The 20793-nt window shown below is 51.2% G+C and carries 20 protein-coding genes; 6 read left to right on the top strand and 14 right to left on the bottom strand.

All coding sequences use genetic code 11. The annotated features are described in order from the left end of the window. Positions 1–49 precede the first annotated feature (49 nt). Positions 50–874: an AraC family transcriptional regulator gene (locus tag KJS57_RS04870; RefSeq protein ID WP_373316772.1), complete on the top strand. Its 825-nt coding sequence runs from the start codon at positions 50–52 to the stop codon at positions 872–874. Positions 875–971: 97 nt separating this feature from the next. Here the strand turns inward: KJS57_RS04870 and KJS57_RS04865 are convergent, their stop codons facing one another. Further along, on the bottom strand, positions 972–1679 hold the full coding sequence (locus tag KJS57_RS04865) for a TerC family protein (protein ID WP_213653966.1): 708 nt from the start codon (positions 1677–1679) through the stop codon (positions 972–974). Between the two features lie 376 nt (positions 1680–2055). Between KJS57_RS04865 and KJS57_RS04860 the strand changes: the two genes are divergently transcribed. Together KJS57_RS04860 and msrB are read left to right on the top strand one after the other, a co-directional pair. Beyond that, the gene (locus KJS57_RS04860; protein WP_213653965.1) at positions 2056–2760 is read left to right on the top strand and encodes a TVP38/TMEM64 family protein; all 705 of its coding nucleotides are present in this window, start codon (positions 2056–2058) and stop codon (positions 2758–2760) included. Continuing rightward, positions 2757–3725, top strand: a complete 969-nt coding sequence (msrB, locus tag KJS57_RS04855; protein WP_213653964.1) for a peptide-methionine (R)-S-oxide reductase MsrB — start codon at positions 2757–2759, stop codon at positions 3723–3725. The genes KJS57_RS04860 and msrB overlap by 4 nt, the downstream gene beginning before the upstream one ends. A gap of 79 nt (positions 3726–3804) precedes the next feature. Here the strand turns inward: msrB and KJS57_RS04850 are convergent, their stop codons facing one another. Then, a complete protein-coding gene (locus tag KJS57_RS04850; RefSeq protein ID WP_213653963.1) occupies positions 3805–4413 on the bottom strand; it encodes a CGNR zinc finger domain-containing protein in 609 nt (202 codons plus the stop codon). A 138-nt stretch (positions 4414–4551) separates the two neighbouring features. On the opposite strand from KJS57_RS04850, the gene KJS57_RS04845 reads away from it, so the two are divergent. Continuing rightward, positions 4552–5046: a DinB family protein gene (locus KJS57_RS04845; protein WP_213653962.1), complete on the top strand. Its 495-nt coding sequence runs from the start codon at positions 4552–4554 to the stop codon at positions 5044–5046. A gap of 73 nt (positions 5047–5119) precedes the next feature. Beyond that, complete coding sequence (locus KJS57_RS04840; RefSeq protein WP_211019648.1) at positions 5120–5302, top strand: DUF2188 domain-containing protein; 183 nt, start codon at positions 5120–5122, stop codon at positions 5300–5302. A gap of 29 nt (positions 5303–5331) precedes the next feature. Here KJS57_RS04840 and KJS57_RS04835 read toward each other — a convergent pair whose 3' ends face one another. Further along, positions 5332–5988, bottom strand: coding sequence for a YitT family protein (locus KJS57_RS04835; protein WP_213653961.1), 657 nt, complete (start codon positions 5986–5988; stop codon positions 5332–5334). A gap of 446 nt (positions 5989–6434) precedes the next feature. On the opposite strand from KJS57_RS04835, the gene hmpA reads away from it, so the two are divergent. Next, the gene (hmpA, locus tag KJS57_RS04830; RefSeq protein WP_213653960.1) at positions 6435–7637 is read left to right on the top strand and encodes an NO-inducible flavohemoprotein; all 1203 of its coding nucleotides are present in this window, start codon (positions 6435–6437) and stop codon (positions 7635–7637) included. Positions 7638–7707: 70 nt separating this feature from the next. Here the strand turns inward: hmpA and KJS57_RS04825 are convergent, their stop codons facing one another. The 11 genes from KJS57_RS04825 to KJS57_RS04775 all read right to left on the bottom strand — a co-directional run bounded on the left by KJS57_RS04825 (position 7708) and on the right by KJS57_RS04775 (position 20722). Next, positions 7708–8208 (bottom strand): Crp/Fnr family transcriptional regulator, encoded by a 501-nt coding sequence (locus KJS57_RS04825; RefSeq protein WP_213653959.1) that lies wholly within the window; start codon positions 8206–8208, stop codon positions 7708–7710. Between the two features lie 133 nt (positions 8209–8341). Further along, positions 8342–9259 carry an SGNH/GDSL hydrolase family protein gene (locus KJS57_RS04820; protein WP_211019652.1) on the bottom strand — a complete coding sequence of 306 codons (918 nt, stop codon included), beginning with the start codon at positions 9257–9259 and terminating at the stop codon, positions 8342–8344. A 31-nt stretch (positions 9260–9290) separates the two neighbouring features. Further along, positions 9291–10655: a nucleotide sugar dehydrogenase gene (locus KJS57_RS04815; protein WP_213653958.1), complete on the bottom strand. Its 1365-nt coding sequence runs from the start codon at positions 10653–10655 to the stop codon at positions 9291–9293. 81 nt (positions 10656–10736) lie between these two features. Continuing rightward, positions 10737–11546: a response regulator transcription factor gene (locus KJS57_RS04810; protein ID WP_244861398.1), complete on the bottom strand. Its 810-nt coding sequence runs from the start codon at positions 11544–11546 to the stop codon at positions 10737–10739. 95 nt (positions 11547–11641) lie between these two features. Beyond that, positions 11642–13018 carry a glycosyltransferase family 2 protein gene (locus KJS57_RS04805; RefSeq protein ID WP_213654065.1) on the bottom strand — a complete coding sequence of 459 codons (1377 nt, stop codon included), beginning with the start codon at positions 13016–13018 and terminating at the stop codon, positions 11642–11644. Between the two features lie 43 nt (positions 13019–13061). Then, on the bottom strand, positions 13062–14255 hold the full coding sequence (locus KJS57_RS04800; protein WP_213653957.1) for a HEAT repeat domain-containing protein: 1194 nt from the start codon (positions 14253–14255) through the stop codon (positions 13062–13064). Between the two features lie 66 nt (positions 14256–14321). Continuing rightward, entirely contained in the window at positions 14322–16541 is a 2220-nt protein-coding gene (locus KJS57_RS04795; RefSeq protein WP_213653956.1) for a glycoside hydrolase family 5 protein, read from the bottom strand. A gap of 690 nt (positions 16542–17231) precedes the next feature. Further along, positions 17232–17723, bottom strand: coding sequence for a YhjD family protein (locus KJS57_RS04790; RefSeq protein WP_211019657.1), 492 nt, complete (start codon positions 17721–17723; stop codon positions 17232–17234). Beyond that, positions 17720–18973 carry a DNA polymerase IV gene (locus KJS57_RS04785; RefSeq protein ID WP_211019658.1) on the bottom strand — a complete coding sequence of 418 codons (1254 nt, stop codon included), beginning with the start codon at positions 18971–18973 and terminating at the stop codon, positions 17720–17722. Before KJS57_RS04785 ends, KJS57_RS04790 begins: the two co-directional genes overlap by 4 nt. 284 nt (positions 18974–19257) lie before the next feature. Next, on the bottom strand, positions 19258–20004 hold the full coding sequence (gene map / locus KJS57_RS04780) for a type I methionyl aminopeptidase (RefSeq protein ID WP_211019659.1): 747 nt from the start codon (positions 20002–20004) through the stop codon (positions 19258–19260). 46 nt (positions 20005–20050) lie between these two features. Further along, positions 20051–20722, bottom strand: coding sequence for a helix-turn-helix domain-containing protein (locus KJS57_RS04775; protein ID WP_213653955.1), 672 nt, complete (start codon positions 20720–20722; stop codon positions 20051–20053). Positions 20723–20793 lie beyond the last annotated feature (71 nt).

Here is a 20793-nt window from a genome sequence, read left to right as displayed (position 1 = left end):
ATGAACAATCTGGTCATTATTTTTTGAGAAGCACAGGAGAATGCCCCTTATGGATCATCTAAACCTGCAAATATTGCTAGCCGGTTATTCGGTGCACAGAAAGCCGTTCCATAGCATCCAGCCTGACGGATTAGATAGCCACCTGATTCGTTTCCAGACTGCAGGCCGTTGCCGGACCCGGATCGACGGACGTCTGGAATTGGTCGAGCCCGGGGACTTGCTGCTCGTTGAACCCGGAGAGCCTTACGAACTGCGGATCGAAGCCGAGAACAGCCCGCTTGGTGAAACCGTAGTCAACAGCGGGGATTATCATATCTTTTTGTCGGGAGATTGGGTGGATAACTGGTGGAAGAAGCATACCCGGCCCAAAAAAATCAGACTCCCGCTTTCCGAGGGGATACTGGGAGCTTTCCGGCAAATTATGCTGGAGCAGCAGCGGATCTCCAATCCATCTCCGGAAATTGCGGAATACTATTTGAAGATCTTGTGCATGGATATCGACCGGAACTTGCTGCAGCAGCCGCTGCCGACCTTCCCAACCTATCTTGCCCATCAGATCAAAAGTTATATCGAGGAAAACGCCGCCTCCCCCTTTAAGCTGGAGGACGCCGCCGCCCATGTCGGGATCAGCGTGTCTCGCGCGGTTCATCTGTTCAAAGAAGCGTTTGATACGAGTATTATTCAATACACGCTGGAAGTCCGATTAAACATGGCCCGCGAGCGGATTATATTCAGTCCACTGACGTTGGAGCATGTTGCCGAGAGCTCGGGATTTCCAAGCTACAATTATTTTCACAAAGTGTTCCGTAAAAGATACGGGATGTCCCCGAAGCAATTTCGGCTTGCCGCCAGGGGTTCAGGCGCAGCTAATTAAGCTATTTGTTCGTGCACTTCTGTCCATTAAAAAAACGCCACCGTACCCTCCAGCTTGGAGGTTGGGTGGCGTTTTTCTATGATTTAGGGTCTGCCGGTTAGGTCGGCTGATTCCCGTGCTTCAAGGTTTGCTCAATCTGGCGTCGGCGTTCCTTCTTTTTCTTGACCATGGTGCCAAGAGCTACGACTCCGATAATAGCGATGACTTCAAAACTATATTTGACCAATCCGTTTGCAAACCAGTCGTGAATGAGCGGTTCCTCGACCAGCATTTTTGCAGCCGTCCAGGCTAGCACCGCAGCCCCGATCGTAATAACTACCGGGAAGCGTTCCGTAAGCTTCAGGATCATAGTGCTACCCCAAACCATAATCGGGACGGAAACGGCCAGTCCGATCACGACGAGCAGGAAGTCTCCATGTGCGGCACCTGCCACGGCCAATACGTTATCCAGCCCCATCATCGTATCCGCAATAATGATAGTACGGATAGCCGCCCACATTTGGTTGCCTGCATTGATCTCATGATTTTTCTCGTCAATAAGCAGCTTGTAGGCGATCCATAGCAGCGCCAGTCCCCCGACGAGACGAAGTCCCGGAATGTTAAGCAATTCCAGTACAAGCAACGTCATGATAACACGTACAATGATAGCCCCGACGGTCCCCCATATAATTACTTTTTTCTGATCCGCCTTTTGTACGTTTCTTGCCGCAAGCCCGATCACGATAGCATTGTCTCCGGCAAGAACGAGGTCGATCAGAATGATGGATAGCAAAGCCATCCAAAATTCCGGGCTCATAAAATCCATGTTCTCTCCCCTTTCTGTTCTCTACATTCTGTATACTCTGGTTTTCGGCATAAAAAAATACGCCGCGCTCATATTGGGCACGACGCATTATCGCATCAAAAAAGACCTTTACCCAATACTCGCCGGGCAAAGGTCTCGCTAACAACGAAAGGTTGCCAATAAAGCCGGGGCGATGAACCCGTAATGACGACTTTATTGTATCTAGCTACTCCCCTTTGGGAACCATGCATGTTTTATTGAAGTTAGTATAGCATGAACAGAGCGATAACGCTAGATTTTTCATAGTTATTTCAGAGAAACCAGCCACTGTCTCATCAATTCCGCTCATTTCTCTTTTCAGATTTGATATGATATTAGGAGAGAAAAAGGAGGCACCATGAAAAAGTGGACAACTCTGGCGGTGTATGCCGCAGCTTTTGTATTAGCTTACACATATAAAGATGCGCTGATCGCTTGGGTTACCGGGAACCCTCCTTTGTGGATCCTGATCGTGCTTTCCACCGTGCTGGCCGTGTTCCCCATCATGCCCTACCGCCTGGTTATTGCTGCGGCAGGCTATATGATGGGCGCCTTAGGCGGCGGCCTCGTGACTTTAATCGGTTCCACCCTGGCAGGCGCTCTGCTTTATTGGGGATCGGCCTACGGGTTCCGGGACGCGGCCCAAGCCTGGACTGCCCGGATCAAGCCGCTGAAGGCGATAAGCAAGGCCATCGATCGTCGGCCGTTTGAAGCGATCGTCATTTGCAGACTGATTCCCGTGCTTCCCCAGACCCCGGTCAATATTTATGCGGGGGCTTACGGTATCCCCTTTTTCACCTACCTCTCGGCCTCCGTGTTCGGGAAGCTGCCCAGCGTTTTCTTGTACGCTTTCTTGGGAGCGTCGCTATTCAGCAGGCCCTGGATCGCATTAGGTTCGGCATGCGTGTACATGCTGTTTCTTCTGCTGGTATTGTGGGTTTATAGAAAAAGAAGAAGAGGAAATCATATCGCAAGTTTTGGCTTTCTGGCAAAAAGCGATATAATGGAAGCCGAAGTAACGGGAGACATTTCATCTCCCAACGAAACGGAGGGATCGTCATGAATTCATCACAGGCTGCTGGCCTGGAACTCGCTACCTTTGCCGGAGGCTGTTTCTGGTGCATGGTGTCGCCTTTTGAAGAACTCCCGGGGATCCATGGGATTATCTCGGGGTATACCGGAGGACATATCGAAAATCCGACTTACGAGCAAGTCTGTACCGATGAGACCGGTCATTATGAGGCTGTGCAAATTACGTTCGACCCAGCCGTATTTCCGTACAGGAAACTGCTGGAAATGTTTTGGCAGCAAATCGATCCGACCGATGAGGGAGGACAATTTCATGACCGGGGCTCGTCCTACCGGACAGCTATTTTTTATCATAATGAACAGCAGCGGTTAGAAGCGGAACAGTCCAAGAAAGAGCTTGCGGAGAGCGGCCGGTTCGACAAACCGATCGTTACGCAGATTCTTCCCGCGGCCCCTTTCTATGCGGCTGAGGAATATCACCAGGGATATCATAAAAAGAACCCGCTCCATTATAAACGTTATCGCAAAGGCTCCGGACGCGAGGACTTTATTGAGCGGCACTGGTCCGGCCCGGCTAATCCGGAGGAACTCAAAACCAAGCTGACACCGATCCAATATGAAGTCACGCAGAACAGCGCCACCGAGCGCCCGTTTACCGGCGAATACTGGGACCATACCGGTGAAGGAATCTATGTGGATATCGTATCGGGAGAGCCGCTCTTCAGCTCGCGCGATAAATTCGATGCAGGCTGCGGCTGGCCGAGCTTCACTCGCCCCTTGCGCGATTACAGCATCAAGGAGAAGACCGATACCAGCCATTTCATGATCCGCACGGAGGTCCGCAGCCGGGAAGGCAATTCTCATTTGGGCCACGTGTTCGATGACGGACCTCAGCCAACCGGTCTCCGCTACTGCATTAACTCTGCTGCTCTTCGCTTCGTACCGAAGGAGGATCTGGAGAAGGAAGGCTACGGGGAGTATAAACATTTGTTCCAATAAGATTCCATCATTAAAATCTATCGCTAAATATAAAATGCGCTCCTGCCGTCATGATCTGAGGCAAGGGCGCATTTTTATTTTATTTGTGGGATTCAGCGGACTCACTTGTCCTGCTCGGAATCTTGCGCCCGGCTTTGTTTTGTTCTTGCTTCTTTTTGGCCCGGAAACGGCGTACCTTCATCAGATTACCGCACATTTTATCATCGCAATATTTTTTGGTCCGGTTACGGGTATCATCATAGAAAACCCATCTGCAATCGGGATTATCACAAATCCGAATCCGGTTTCCTTCCCCGTCGATAAGACTCCGTAAAAAACTGGCGGCCACTTCCGCCATCACTTGATGCCAGTCCTCCCGAACCGGAGTCAGGCCAATCCCAAGTTCTCCGCCTTCCAACTTCGCTTTCCGCTTCACTGGACCTAAATCCAGCATGCGGTTAAGCTCATCCACATCCTCTGCGGCTAGTGTGGCGCCGGCGGCGCAACGCACCGACATGTCATGCAAGCGACTCCGAAACTGCCGCATAACACCGACCGTTTCATCATCCGCAGGCACCTGCGCTTTTAATTGCCATTGATTTAAATAGTAGGTTTGCCATTTTTCCTGACCCAGCCGATCTTCGGAGTATCCGCTCCCCTTCCAGTCATGCCACTCGCTATTCAGAAAATCGCTCCACAGCGTCTCCACGTCCCCTACCTCCAAAACGCATGTAACTATCTATACAATAAATAAGTGGTTACATTCCGATGTTTGATGTGCTACAATCTCATTGTAACCTCTAAAAGCAGTTTTAACCAGTTACAATCTACCAAAGGAGATGAAACAATGAGCATCAATTCCGTAGATTTGTTGTCCATTCAAAAAGACAATACCTGGGATCGCGAAGAATGGATTGTTCCCCTTTCCGTAGCCCTTCAAAGCGTTACCGCCGAGCAAGCCGAATGGACTCCTCCCGGCGGAGGCAATTCAATCCGTGAAACGGTGAACCATATCAATTACTATAACAAGCGGATTCTCAACCGGCTTAAAAATATCCCCTCCGTTCCGGGAGTTCAGACTAACGAAGAGACGTTCTCCAATCTGGAGCATCCTGCGGGCGCCGAGGGCTGGATTGCGACTTTGGCCGAAACGGAACGAACCGCATACGAGCTTCGCCAAGCCATCTCCGGACTGAAGGACAGCGATTTGCAGGCTCCTTACTCGGAGAAATCCGGCGAGGTAAAGCTCGGCGAGGAATTGTCCCGCTGGCTGCTGCATGACGCCTATCATGCCGGCCAGATTGTGCTGATCCGCAGACAGCAAGGTTCATGGCGGTCCTAGACATAGACAATAGTTTCTTTGCTTCGTATCGGGGTAATGACAAGATATAATCACCGGTAAGGAGGAGTTCGTCATGCCCTGGAAAAAAAATGATTACCCGCCGTCCATGAAGAACCTGGACCCCCGGGTGAGGAACAAAGCGGTCGAAATTGCCAATGCCCTGCTCGAAGAGGGCTATGAGGAAGGCCGGGCGATCGCCATCGGTACGGCCAAGGCGGAGGAATGGGATAAGAACCATCCTCAAGACGATCGGTAACATACAAAAAAACAGCTTGAGCCTCCGGCTCAAGCTGTTTTCTTCTTCATCCCGTAAGGGATTTGACGTGGTGCAATTTCTCTCCGTCCGTAATGGACGGTCCAGGTAATCATTTTTCCGGCAATCAACACTGCCATAATGGTAAACATCGTTTCTTTAAACGGTAAGTATAGCAATGAGACCATCAGCACTACCGCATCCATCATGATAAACACGGTTCCGATCTTAATCCCGGACCATTGACTTATCATCATCGATAAAGTATCATCTCCGCCCGTTGCTCCGCCCGTCCGGATGACGAGGCCTGCGCCCAGTCCTGTCAGGAGGCCTGACAATAGCGCCGCCAGCGGCAAATTTGCGCTTAAGTTCACCGTCAAAGGCGAGAACCGTTCACACAATTCATAAAATGCCGAGAACGCCATCGAAGCAATCAGCGTATTCACAATAAACTTCCGGCCTTTCAAGAATATGGCCAAAATAAAAATCGGAACATCCAATGCGATCATCGAAAGCGCCGGCGGTAAATCGAACAAATATTTGCCCAGGAGCGCTAGCCCCACGAACCCGCCTTCCGACAATCCGTTCTGAAAATTGATGTGGTAGTACGTAAAAGCCAATAAAAATGAACCGAACAACATCGTCAATAATTGTCTGCCGTCAACTTGCCATCCTGTCTTCTTCCTCATTCGGAATCCCTCTTATCGTAGTTTGGTTGACCTTACGGCCATTCCCTACGCAAAAGAAGGTCCTGGAGGGCTTCATCCTTCGCATTGTAGCACGCTTCTTTCGTAGGGTTGTTGGCCATAAACCGACGCTCCACGAAAAAAGCTAAGTGTAAGAGAGATCACAACGTTTCCAAATCGTCCTTTGGGGATTCGTCCTTCGGGGACACATGGTATCCTGATCCTTTCTGTTTTTGTCTATTCATATTATACCACAGAAGCAATGATGACTAAACAGCTTATGTCTGCAAATAATAAATTATCGACGTTTGTGTGATTTTCTTCATTGCATAATGAACAGAGTTCACATTTCGGAAAATTTCCGTGTGATTAAGGTCACTATTGCGGGGGACTTCCCAACTCTATACTGGTTACGTACTCGATAATTTTTGAAGAAAGAAGGGTTACACGTGCTGGATGCAAAAACGATTGAAGTGATTAAGTCCACCGTTCCCGTGCTTGAAGTGCATGGACAAACCATTACCAAACAATTCTATCAAATGATGTTTAAAAATCACCCCGAACTGCTGAATGTTTTTAACCACGCTAACCAACGTCAAGGCAAACAGCCCGCCGCACTGGCCAATGCGGTATACGCTGCCGCAGCTCATATCGACCGGTTGGAGGAAATCCTTCCTGTTGTAAAAAACATCGCACAAAAACACCGCGCGCTTGGCATTTTGCCGGAGCATTATCCGATTGTCGGCGAAAACCTGCTGGCTGCAATTAAAACCGTGCTTGGAGATGCCGCAACGGACGAGATTATCGATGCCTGGGCTCAGGCCTACGGCGTCATTGCGGACGTATTTATCAGCGTAGAGGCTGAAATGTATCAGGAAGCCGAGCAGCAAAAAGGCGGCTGGCGCGGTTTCCGCCGTTTCGTAGTTGAGCGCAAGGTCAAGGAAAGCGACGTAATTACGTCCTTTTACCTGAAACCGGAAGACGGCGGCGAAATTGCATCTTACCTGCCAGGCCAATACATTACTGTCCGAGTCAAACCGGAAGGTCAGGAATTCACTCATCTTCGCCATTACAGTTTGTCTACATCCGCTGGCCATCCTTATTACCGGATCTCCGTGAAACAGGAGGACGCCATTGGTGACAATCCGGCAGGCGTCGTATCCACTTATCTGCATGAACAGATTCAAGAAGGCGATACCGTGGAGATCAGCGCCCCGGCCGGCGATTTCACGCTGGATCAATCGAAGCAAATTCCGGTCGTACTGCTGAGCGGCGGCGTCGGGCTTACTCCGATGGTCAGCATGCTCGAAACGCTTGTCGAAGGCGACTCCAACCGCGATGTTGTCTATATCCATGCTGCACGCTGCGGAAGCCACCATGCCATGAAGGAACATATCGACCAGCTTACGCGTGAGCATGCCGACAGACTCCGCTCTTACCATGTGTACGAATCTCCGGCTGCCGGCGAAAGCTGCGACAAGACCGGCTTCATCGATCTCCCATGGCTCAAAACGGTCGCCGATCCGAAAGCGGACTTCTATTTCTGCGGTCCCGTACCGTTTATGCGGGCCGTCAACCAGGCGCTCAAAGAATGGGGAGTACCGCAAGAACGTATTCATTTTGAATTTTTCGGCCCTGCCGACAGCCTGTAATAACAAGGACTAACTAGAGAACCCCCAAGGAAACCGCAAATGAAATGCGGGGATTCCTTGGGGGTTCTGCTCATGAATGATGCCGTAGCAGGCGATTAACGGTCTCCCGCCGGACGCCGATCAGCTGGCCGATTTCTTCCTGGGTCAGGTATTCTGTTAAAGGCACGCCGTGCGCATGCTGGCCCAACCATTTGGACAACAGTTCCAATCGTTCTCCCGGAGTGCCTACCGTTAAATGATCCAGCCGTTCCTGCATGAAACGCACCTTCTCTTGCAGCAGTCTCGCTACCTCAAGCGGCTTCTTCGGGTCTTCCTGCAATTCCCGGTACCATTCCTGTGCGGGAATTGTCTCCACTTCGCTGCGCACCAATGCGATCGCTGTCCCGTGCGTTTCTTTTGGCGAGATTAAGGAATGGTGAGGAACCATTTCGCCGGGATACAAAATATTAAATAATACCATATTTCCGTTCTCATGCAGCCGGGTCACTTTAAACAAGCCGCTCTTGATGTGATACAGGAACACGCCTTCGTCTCCCTGACGGAACAAAACTTCTCCCTTGTGCAATATCATTCTATCGCTCCATTCCCCATGTACACTACACTGTTATCTATCATTATAGCAAAAATTTCTCGATTCTATAAATTCTTATGTGACAACGCCAAAACCCCCGGGTTATCTACCCGGGGGTTTTTAGTATCTATTTTCACTTTTTTAGCGATTGCTCCCATTTGGCAAGCTTATCACGCCAGGGTTCATAGCTATGGATCGCAATGCCGGCAAAGGAGGAATGTCCTTTAACCATCCTTACCAGCTTATTGATTTCCCCGGTTAGAAAGGTAAAGGATTTCCCATGAAAAGACACTCCAGGCCCTTCCTTGCTCTTACCGAGCTCCACGCCGACCCATACCGGTTTTTTTTGCCGGTCCCCTTCCTCCAGGGTAGCCTTGGCAGCCGTATAAATTCTATCCGCTTCATCCCGGTAGGCCATAATGGCGACATAATCAAATTCTTCGACCATCCATCGATTCAGCGGCTTTTTCTTCTCCGCCCCGGGATAATCAATGTCGTTCAGCCAGAAAGGAACGGCCGCGCCGATTTCCAAGTCCATTTCTTTGGCGCTTTGGGTCCAGCTCCGGGCATTCTCCACCCACTCTTTGACGATGGCCGTTTGACGCTTCTGCCAATCATCCAGCAGGTAGGGCTCCACATCGAACTGAACCCCGGTAAACCTTTCTTCCTGCTGAGACGCCGCATTATACTCTTTTACCCATTCGAGAAAAGCATCCGCCTCCCGGCGTTGTTCGCGCAGCGCCCATTCCGGCTTCCCGTCCAAGGCGTGCACCTCCAACCCGGCGGAGGAAGCCTCCCGGATAAAGTTCCGGTAGCTCTCCTCCTTAACATTTCCGCCAATTTGCAAAAAAATGATCTTCACTTTCTGCTTTTTGGCAAAAGCGATGATATCTTCACTATGCTGCTGAATCAGCTTCGTGTTCCAAAGCCAGGTTGCCTTGGCTTCGGAAGCGGAAGGTCGGATAACGAGAAGCAGAAAGAACAATACGATTCCCCCGCCCAGGATGAAGAGCTGTTTCTTGCGCCCAGCCTCAAGATTCCGGATCTTCATTGTCCGCCTCCCTTTAATTTAGCCGCTTGTTTTAACCTACGATCAGCGCCTCGTCCTGCTGCAGCACATGCTGCACCGAGTGACCGATCTTGTAAATATGCGGCAAGCGGAAGTCGCGGAACGCATTGCGCGTATCGACGATCGGCACGCCTAGATGAGCGATTGCCCCGTAATCAAGGCTACTATGATTGGTCACGAGTACGATGCAGTCATACGACTTGAATTTCTCCAGATCGTACTGCACGCTATAAACGGTTACGCCGTTCTTATCGCGGAAGCTTGACGCGTGAGGATCATAGTATTCCACCGCCGCACCGCTATCTTTGTAAAGCTCATACACTTCCAGTGCCGGCGATTCGCGAAGGTCAGCGATATCCGGTTTATAGGCCATGCCCAAAATAAGAATGTTCGATTTCTTAATGGACTTCGCATACTCATTCAAAATTTTGGACGTTTTGTTCACTACATAATAAGGCATATTGTCGTTCGTCGATTGCGCCAGCTCGATGAATTGGCTGTAGAAGCGGAAGCCTTTCGCTTTCCAGGACAGATACATCGGATCCAGCGGAATGCAATGGCCGCCGATTCCCGGCCCCGGATAAAACGGCATGAATCCGAACGGTTTCGTCTTCGCCGCGTCGATGACCTCCCAAATATCGATGCCCATCCGGTCGCACATCATCGCCATTTCATTGATAAAGGCGATATTGACACTGCGGAACGTATTCTCCAGCAATTTGGACATTTCCGCCACTTTTGGCGAGCTGACCGGCACGACCGTTTCGACATATTTGCTGTACAGCGCATTGCCGAGTGCCAGGCAGGCTTCGGTCGTTCCCCCGATTACTTTTGGCGTATTGAATGTATTGAACTTTGTATTTGAAGGGTCTACCCGTTCAGGAGAGAAGCAGAGGAAGAAGTCTTCCCCGACAACATGGCCGAGGGCCTCGAGCTCCCGCTGGATCAACTCCTCCGTCGTCCCCGGGTATGTCGTGCTTTCCAGGGTGATCAACACCCCTTTTTTCATATACCGCTTAATTTGATCTACAACCGTCACAATGTAGGAAGTATCCGGATCCTGATTCTCGCTGAGCGGGGTCGGAACACAGATGCTGATGGCATCGATCTCCCGCAGGGAAGCATAATCCGCAGTCGGTTTGAAGCGGCCGGTGCCCATCACCTCGACCAGAGTTTCAGGGGAGATATCATGAATATAGGATTCTCCGCGATAAATCTTGTCAATTTTGGAGGCATCCAGATCGATGCCGACGACCTTGAAACCCTTCTTCACCATTTCTACGGCCAGGGGAAGGCCGACATACCCAAGGCCTACCACTCCCAGTACCGCGTTTTTCGATTCGATGGCTTCTAGTAAAGTCCGATATTGTTTATTCACTGCTCCAACCTCCGTTTTATCTGTATAGGTCCTTTGCTTGTTCAGAATCACTGTTTGAACGGCTTGATTTTGTTAGATCGTTTAATGAATGCAGCGACGAATCCGGGCATCCAGCTCAACCGGCGAGAAAGGCTTCGTAATATAATCGTCAACCCCGTTTTGGAAGCACATGCTGATCGTCTGCTCCACCCGTTGCTCCGTCAGAACGACGATTTTAGGAACCTGGGCGACATCCAGCTGCTGAATATGATGAATATAAGGAAGGCCGTCAATCCCGTACAAATTCAGTTCGGTCAGCACCAGGTCTGGCTTCCACGACTCCATTAAATCCAAAGCGGAGAGTCCGTTATCCGCCACGGCGGTCTCGTAACCCTGCATTTGCAGGCGAATTTCCAAAAATTCGCGGACTGTGGCATCTCCCTCGACGATCAGAATTCGGCTCCGTGAAGCACGCACTTCTTCTCTCGTGAAAATATGGATTTCTCCGGAAGCATGATCCTTGACGGAATCCTCCATTTGGATCAGCACCTGCTGCGTAAGCTCTCCCTGCTCGGGGAAGCTCGCAAGCGTCATCCGCGGATCAAAATCCGCGATGATTTCCTGCAGGCGCTGTTTCAGCAGCAGCCCTTGAAAATGCACGGCATCCAACGTTTGGCCCGGCAGCAAGATAAACAGGCTTCCCGGCTCCTCACCGTTCCAAATTTTATAAGTCAAACCAGGTTGGGATTCCAGGATGCCACGCACCTGCGTTTCCATATAAGATGGACCGCCCGCGCAAGAAATGAACAGGATCCCGCTCACTTCCTGTGCGGTTTCTTTCACGCTTTGCTCAATTTCCAGATATATGCTGGTTTGCTCTTGCCGACTTTGCAATGTCGTATTTGGCATCATTCATCCCGCCTTCCTAAAATTTGTATTGATTAGCCATGGATTTGGCTGCGTTCCCTTGCTATCAACTCCCTTCCAGTCGGTAACCGGAACGTGGGTTAAGCCGATTTCGCCGTGTCGCTCTTCTCTTGCCAGCTTTGTCGGGTCATCGTCCCCCAGGAGTTGTTGTTGCGCAAATATTGAATATGGCCTTGAATCCGCCATAGCCCGCCAAGCTGGGCATATCCGAAGAACTTGATCGCAGAGTAGAACATCATGCGCACCAGGTCGGATAGTTTTTTAAACCTCTTGAATGCAAGCTCTTCCAGCAGCAGTGCCCCGATGCTGAGCAAATAACCGCTGAGGAAATTGACCAGCCAAAACACCGCGAGTACCCGCCAATGCGTCATATCGAGCATCGTATATCCGATCAGAGCCAATAGCCCTGTTATTTTAAAGTAAGGGTTGAGCGCCTCAAAAATAATGTTGTAAGGCATCGTCAACAAGCCCATCACTTTATACTTCGGATTGAAGGCCATGTCATAGTTCTCGATCATGTTCTTCAGATTTCCCCGTCCCCAGCGTTTGCGCTGATTGGACAGGATCCGGTACGTATCCGGAGCTTGGGTCCAGCATACCGCTTCCGGACAGAAGGCGATCCGGTATTTCAGCTTGTTCTCCAGCATGTAGCGGTGGAGCTTGATAATGATGTTCATATCCTCGCCGGGATATCCGCCCCGGTAACCGCCGACCGCGATAACGTAGTCTTTACGGAACAGTCCGAAAGCGCCGGATACGATAATGAGCCCGTTGATGTGACTCCAGCCGATCCGTCCGCCGAGGAACGCCTTCAGGTACTCGACGGCCTGGAACATCGGCCACATTTTGCGAGGCAGCGATATTTCCTTAACCGCCCCGTTCTCGATGACACAGCCGTTGGCGATACGGACGTCGCCGCCGATCGCGACGGTTTCTTCCGGATTCTCCATATACATGCGGGCCATCCGGATCAACGCGTCCTTCTCAAGCAAGGAGTCCGCATCGATGGAAGAAATCAACGGATAATGCGACAAATTGATTCCGGCGTTCAGCGAATCCGCTTTACCGCCGTTCGGTTTATCTATTACATACAGATGCGGATACTGAGGATTATAATAAACCGAATTAATCGTCTGGCAGTCGATCGAGTTTCTCATTTCCGGATTCGGCAGCGGCTCCAGTCCGAACTCCCTCCGGAGTACGCCGAGCGTATCGTCGCTTGAGCCGTCGTTGATCACGATCACCTCATATGTCGGATAGTTCAGCGTCAGCAAACATTTTACATTCTCAATAACCGTCACTTCTTCGTTATAGGCCGGAACCAGAAGCGAAATCGACGGGACGAGCTCCGAACCGGACAGGGTATTGAATTTTGAGTAAGCCGCCCGGCGGAAAATCGTCATAATGTTTCGGAAAGAGAATGCCATGATTGAAAAATAAACCACATTTACGGTCATCACATAGTACGTCGCGAACAGCCCGTAAATGAGCAAGATATCCCTAAGCAGTGTAATCCCCTCCGACTGCTGCAACCTGTCGAACCGGTTTGGATTCGGAAACCCCGAAATACCGTTCATACAGCAGCTTTTTTTTGTTGTAGGCTACCATCTGGTCGAGCTTCTGATGTTCGCCTTCCTCAAGCATAGCTTTCTCCACTTGGTGCAGAGCGGCTTCCCGCTCGATCCCCGACCCGTTCTTGGCGATCTGGCACAGTACTTCAAACCCCGTCTCGCCTAGCTTCGCTAGACTCTCGGCGCTATTGCTCCGTACCCGCCAGTTGGAATCCTGCAGGGCGGTACGCAGCAGCGGAATGCTGCCGGCTGCGTGCGTGTTGCCGAGCGACTTGGCTACCGCGGCCCGGACTTCCCAATCACTGTCGGCCATGAGCTCGCGAATCGTATCGTCCTTCAGCACCGGATTGGAGCTCAAGTAGAGCTTAACCGCTTCGGCCCGCACATCCTTCTCTCCCGTGCCGACCAGCCGGTCGAGCGCCGGGACGACCTCGGGAACGGCCTGCCCCCACATGGCGACAAGCGCTACCTTGACCAGATCCGGGTTCTCGTCTTCCAGCAGCTTCAGAAGCAGCCGACTTGAATCCAGCCCCGTCTCCATAAGAATGTCGGCAGCCATATTATGAATCGGCTTGCCGTGCCGGAGCAGATGATGCAGCATTTCCTTGAGCTGATCTCCCCGTTCCGCGCTTTTAGCGATGGCGCGGGCGATCACAATCGTCAGCGGGCTGTAGCGCTGCTTCTCCAGCATAATCAGCATTCTCGGGACGGCTTCCGCCGCCCGCATGCCGCCGAGGCGGTACGCCGCCGAAATCCGGCGGCCATAGAACAAGCTGTCCAGCAATTTGATGTCTTCGCTCACGAAGCCTGCGTCTTGACACAGCTTCACCAGCTTGTCGCGAATCTCTCCCTTAAACTGCTCGATCCATTCGATCAGCTTGTTCTGGATCACCCTCCGCTCCAGCTTCGTCAGCTTGCCGGGCGGCAGGGGCAAATCGGAAGCCCCGTTGAGATGTGTTTGGATAAACTTGAAATAGTCCTGATGCTTCTGAAGATAAAGCTCTTGCTTCTTCTCCATGCGGTTTGATCTGATTCTGAACCAGAACAATGACAGCATGCCTATCCCAATCAATCCTAGGCAAAAGTAAACGAAATAGATTGCCAAGGTAAGATGCGAGTCCATAAAGAATACTTCCTCCTTCCTGATACATGCGCAAAAGCAATTTGCATACCTACAAATTCGTTACTGCTATCTGTGATCCGGCAGACTTTCATAGTATGCCTTCAAGGCATAGTAGCCCGATTTCAGATGCTCGGTATACTTGACGGTCTCCCAAGGGGACCAGGTGTATTTCGGCTGGGTACTCAGATCCAGCGTTCCGCTTTCACCGGGCCATGACGCTTCGCCGCTGGCGCGGTCCACCATCCAAGGCACAAAAGTGATGCCCGATGTTTTTTCCGTGGTAAATGTGCGGTCCTTTTTCAGCGGTCCGTAGCTGATGACCTGCAGCGAGCTCGGATCGGCAAAGCCAAGCAGCATCCATGGAATGCGCAGCTCTACTTCATTGCCGCTGTATTGCCATGAAGTCAGCGAGTTGAACTGCTCGCTTTCGCGGTCCGATGTGCCCCTTACCAGCTTCCCGACCGTCATATCCTTAAACGGTTGGGCAAACCGGGTATCCGGCGGCGTCATCGTCAAGCTGACGGCCAATTTCCACGGTTGAAAATCAACTTTTTGCTCCTCCGTCTGATCGTCTAGCATCCAGTAGCCATACTGTCCGTACAAACGGCGGTGAAAATCGTACGTAGGCGCCACTTTGACCTGAGTTTCTTCATCGCTGCCGATCACGACCATATTTTCAAGGCCGTCGCTCAGGCTTTTCCCGGGAAGCTCGGTCTTCGGCTGATCCCCGCCGGACAATATATCCGTTCCGAGATAAATTTCTTTCGCGGCCGGATCGAACGGCTCATCCAGCGTCAGTCCCACATATACGTAGGCTTCATCATGCGTCACGCGCAGCTGCTTCATGCCAGGCGAAGGATTGTCCCATACCTGCACTTCTCCTTCGGTGAGCGAGTTCCAGTCCTCCAGATTACCGTCAATCGTAATCAGGTCCTCCTTGCCCGCACCCATGGAGAGAATGCCGAACAACTTCTCGTTCGTCAGCACATTCAGCCAGTACGAGCGGCGGTCTTCCGGAATCTCGAAGCGCATCGTATTCCACGTCTTCTTGAACCATTCGTCCTGCCACATGAACAGAATCGCGCCCGCATATCCCTCTTCGTAAATATCCTTCGTAAGGGATACGTCGATTTCGCCCTGCTCCTGTTCGCTGTGTCCGCCCTGATTACGGCCTCCACGACCCAGATGCGATACGCCGAGCGAAGAAGGAACTCCGTATTCCGTAACCATAATCGGAATATCTTTGTAATATGCCTTCAAATTTTTCAAATAGGCTTTGTACGTGTTGTAATCGTCGGCCCCGTCCGGAATCGTTTCCAGCGTTTCATCCAGATGGAAGAAATCCGGATAGTACGGGTATACGTGGTAGGCGGCGAAATAACCCGCTTCCCAATCTACCGGTTCGATATGGGTGGCATCCACGCTGGCCATGTCTTCCTCAAACAGCGGCTCGCCCGGATGTTCCAGTACGTCGGTCGTCACCCAGTTCGTAAACGTAATCGGATGCTCCCAACCGTAGGAACGTTCCAACTCCGCCGTCTGGTCAACCAGCTCCGCCAGCCAGCTTTCGAACGGACTGGCTTCAGCGACAGCCGCAAAGTGCTTGCCTTGATACGGTTCCGTCCCCGCATGCACTTTGTTCGTGTTATCGACCATTTCGGGATCCCATTCCGTGCCGATATGCCAGCCCATAAGATAAGGGCCCGCATTGGCGGTATATTTTCCTCCCGATTCTCCCGGCGTCGCTTCGATCTTCAGATCGCCGTATACCGCTTTGACCGCTTTTTCAATTTCCTTGTGGAATTTCTGTTTAATCCCCGGGTTGTATGCGTCCTTGAGCTCGATCAACTGCTCCTCGGGGGACCAGATTCCCTGAATGAAATACAGCGGGTCCTTTTCTTTGTCCCGATTGTATTTAACCAGCGACTTATAGAATACAGGATTATGCACCGTGTAGATCCGAATGACATTGGCTCCCATTTCGTCGATCTGTTTAAACCAGCGCAAGTAATCGTCTTCGGTTATCGGGAATTCTCCCGGAAAATGTCCAGGAACCGTGGCACCCAGATTTACGCCTTTTACAAAAAGCTCATTCCAGGTTCCGTCGCCCTCGTACTCCATGAATTTGTCGCCCGAGGTCCGGAATTTCATCTCTGCGCCATCGGAAGTGGCGAAACTGACGTGGGCAGGAGGTAAAATCAAGGTTGCCAGAAAAATCCCGCCGGCGATCAATACGGCGCCCAGCCCTATCCAGATGGCTAGCTTTTTTCGCGCTAATGTAGTCATCGGTCTTTAATTTTTCACCTCGCTATTTTTTTGTATGCAGGCGATGAACAGTACGGTTACGGTCCCTCACGCACCTCCACTCTTCAAATTACTTCTATCATTAACCAAGTGAACCCATAATGTAACTAGGCTAATGGAAGTGTTTTGTTCCTGGGTCCTTTCCCCGGGACCTGTCTGCATTGTGGCCCATATTTCCCATAATCAGGAAAACACCATTTGTCCCGCCGCGCCCTTCTCATTTTATGAAAGTTAGTCTGAAAAACCCCACATTCCATGAGCGGTTTCCAATTCATTGTTTTCATGGAACGGGGTGCTTGCGCCTTTCGCCCTTATTAGACGCACGAAAGATTTCGAAGTTTCGATCTATTTTTACACCCTTTTCCATAAAGGTTACAGAATTGATACCAAAGTCATGTTAGAAAATCGCTTAACGACGCGGATTTTCGCTGATATGGAAATTACATCCAACTTAACAAAAAAGATACCCTGGTCCCATAATGGGCCTATTGGTTACTTACTTGAATTTCACTCCAATTACGGACCATGCCCTTATCGCCCAAATTGGTGACTAATTTCCCAGTTTCAGGTGGAATTTCTTCGCCTTTCTGTCCCGTTTGCAACCCGGAATTATTCTTGATTGGGACCCTAAATGCAAAAAAGAACAGCTATTCAGCTGTTCACGGATGCTATTCAGAGCGTCTTTCCCGATTCTTTGGCTTGTTCTTTCAGCAATGCGACCAATTCCGAGGAGTATTTTGTCAGCCGCAGGCTGATCTCGGACCGCATCACATCCCGGGTCATGCCGAAACGTTCCTGGTATCCCCGGCAATAATAATGGTAATAGACCACCATATCCGCCTGCTCTTCGTTAAGAATTCGGATATTCCGTTGTTTAAGCTCGCGTCGTAATTTATAGGAATCCCCGATGATCCGATTCAGAATGTACTGATTCACCATAAGATGCAGACGCTTGAAAAGGTTGTTGGAGTACTCCACATCGGAAATGCTCTTCTGCACCATCTTCTCCATGTGAGGCAACAGGGTGTAGTCGCGGAGCAGCCTTCGTTCTTCCGCGGTAATAATGCTGCTTCCCTGAGACCGATGCTGGTCTTCATACTGCTCAGCGTGCTCGGTCAGCAGCATCTTGGACTTCCACCGCTCATTCCCGTCAAGCTTGCTCATTTGTAATGCCCCCCAATTTGCCCGGCTCTTTCCCGCGCGACGCCGGCTTCCGTCAGCGAAGAAGCGTGGATGATCGCACTGCTCCCGTAGCGGTCTTTGATGCTGTCGATAGCCCGCTCTTTAGCATAGGCACGGGGCCGGTTATCAAACAAAGTAAGCTGCATAGTGCTGTCTTCGGTCAGTTGGGATAATGATACGCTCAAGTTACTGACCGGCAGCCCTCCCCAGTGCTTCTTAAACAGCTTATGGACGGCGGCGGCAACCTCATGAGTCAGGGACGTCGGCTCCGACAGCGTCATCTGCCGGCTAAAGGAAGAGGAACGCGTGCCATCCGTCTCCACGGCCGAAACGGAAACCACGCCGCCCAGGAAATGATGCTGCCTTGTGCGGCGGCATACCTCCACCACCAATTCGAGCAGGACGATTTCAATGTCCCTAAGCCTGGAATACAGATTCCAGCGAAGCGCCTTGCCGTGGCTGACCGATTTCAATTGATGGCGTATTCCCGAAACGACAGGGCTCGGATCGATTCCGCGTGCGGTTTGCCAGTAATACTCCGCCTGAATATCGCTCTGCTTGCCCATTTCCCGCCGCATCCGCCGCTTAAACTCAGCGAGCTCCAAACGCGCAATATCCCCGATGCAGTACAGGCCCATCCGGGTAAAATGACGGGTCATCGCGGAGGCGACCATGAACATGTGATTTACGGGCAGCTTCCAAAGGGTGGACTCCAGCTTCTCGAATGAAAGCTCAAATATACCTTCGGGCATTTTCTTCGCATAATTATCGGTCGCCATTTTAGCCAGTACCTTCGTAGGGCCGATCCCCACCCTCGTCCAGACGCCGGTCGATACAAGAACATGGTCCTGGATTATCTTAGCCATCTCATAAGGAGATCCGAAATAACCAAGCGAGCCGGTAACATCCAGAAATTGTTCGTCAATGCTGAACGGCTCCACAAGATCCGTATACGATTCAAAAATTTCCGTAATCAGAAGCGAGATTTGAATATACGTCCGCATTCGGGGCCGAATCACAACCAGATCCGGGCATTTCGCCAGCGCTTCACCGACTCGCGAAGCGGTCGTCACGCCGCGGGATTTGGCGATGGGACAAGCCGCCAGCACAATACCGTTTAGCCTTGAAGGGTCGCCCACAGCAACAGGCTTGTTGTGATACTCCGGGTGAGCTGCCTTCTCCACCGAAGCATAAAAGGACTGTCCATCGATTAAAAAGATTTGTTTTGACATAGGTGACCCCTCCATAAAAGCTTGTGATACCCGCAAACCGAGTTTCCGCACTAAAACGGAACATTTGTTCTTATTATATTCATAATACGAACAAATATTCGCTTTGACAACAGGTTATTGCTGGATATCGTAATCCTGCTGCAAAAAATGGGCTCCCAGCATAGAAAAAACGGCCGAAGACATTTAAGGTCTCAGCCGTTTTAAGGTGCAAAGTTCTATGTGATTAAAGATTCCAGTCTAAGCTTAAGCTTAGGACGGCAGGAAAGCGAACCCCCGCCAGGCAGCTATTGAGCCGTCAAAATGAGCGGCCCGTCCTGGGTCAACGCAATCGTATGCTCAAACTGAGCCGATAGTTTACCGTCCGCCGTTCTGGCGGTCCACCCATCCTCGTCGATCGAAATGCGGAAGGTGCCTTCGTTGATCATCGGCTCGATCGTAAACACCATGCCTTCCTTAAGGCGAATTCCCTTCCCGGCCACCCCTACATGTTCGTAGTTCGGTTCCTCGTGCAGCGTTCTGCCTATGCCATGGGCAAGTAAATCGCGGACGACGGAATAGCCGTTCGATTCCGCGTGGGTCTGAATCGCCGATGTAATGTCTCCGAGCCGGTTGCCGGGAACCGCTTTGGAGATGCCGAGCTCCAGGCATTCCTTCGTTATTTTAAGTAACTTTTCCACGTCAGGGCCAGGTTTACCGATCGTATAGCACCAGCACGAATCCCCAAACCAGCCGCCGTATTGCGCCACGATATCCAGCTTGAGCAGATCGCCTTCCTGCAGCGGTTCCGAAGAAGGAAAACCGTGGGCCACTACGTCATTGACTGAGGTGCAGGTTTCGGCAGGAAATCCGTTATAGCCTTTGGTAAACTGTTTGCCGCCCAGCTTCGTGATATGTCTCGCGACAAAATCATTAATTTCCAGGGTGCTGATACCCGGTTGGATCAGCTTCTTAACCTCCCGGTGACAATCCGCCACAATCTGGTTCGCCGCCTTCATCTCTTCAATTTCTCTTGGCGATTTCAATATAATCATTTGGCCTTCGCTCCACTCTATAATCTAAATAATGCCGGTAAACCGGTTAAAATAGAAACCTTATAATTTGTTCCGCCTCTTTATGCAGTGTTCCGCGGCGGATCGACGGCAAAGCGCAGCCCGCCAGCGCGGCGAGCAGCCATTCCGCCTGCCGTCCCGGGCCGGGATCATCCGGAGGCGAATGCCCGGAGTCGGCTCCATTCGTAGCCGCATCAGCCGGGGACATCAGGCTGGCCAGCGGTAGCAGCACCTGCTCACGGTATGCGGCCGAAAGCTGCTCCGCTTCCGCCTGGGGCAGCGTCCGGAAATGATCGGCGCCCAGCTGGCAGGCCAAATATAAGGCATGGTCGTCCGCCCAGGATGCCAGCAGCATCCCTGCAAGCTCCCTGCAAGATTTCGGACCGGCCGGCATGGCTGCAATCGGTCTTATCCGGCCGATCGAGCCGCTCCCTCCCGCTGCGGCCGCTGCCCCCACGGACGAAACACCCAAAATCTTTCCAGCCCGTTCAATCGCCTGAGATAACAAATCATTCAGCAAATCGGCTTTATTTTTATAGTAATGATATACCGTCCCATATCCCAGACCCGCTTCCGCGGCAACATCCCGGATCTCCATTAGCATGCCCTTGTCTAGGTACACATCCGCGGCGGCTTTTAAAATTTGGGCCATTCGCCGGATACGAATTTGTTCATTTTGCTCTTTGGTCCGTGGAGTCATTCATTGGCCTCCAGATTTTTTATTTTGACCTACTGTCATGTCAATTTAAAAATACAACAGTAATCCGGTAA

The sequence above is a fragment of the Paenibacillus vini genome (assembly GCF_018403325.1).
GTDB classification, from domain to species: domain Bacteria; phylum Bacillota; class Bacilli; order Paenibacillales; family Paenibacillaceae; genus Fontibacillus; species Fontibacillus vini.
Note: the sequence above shows the minus strand (reverse complement) of the source record. Positions and strands in the feature narration are given on the sequence as shown.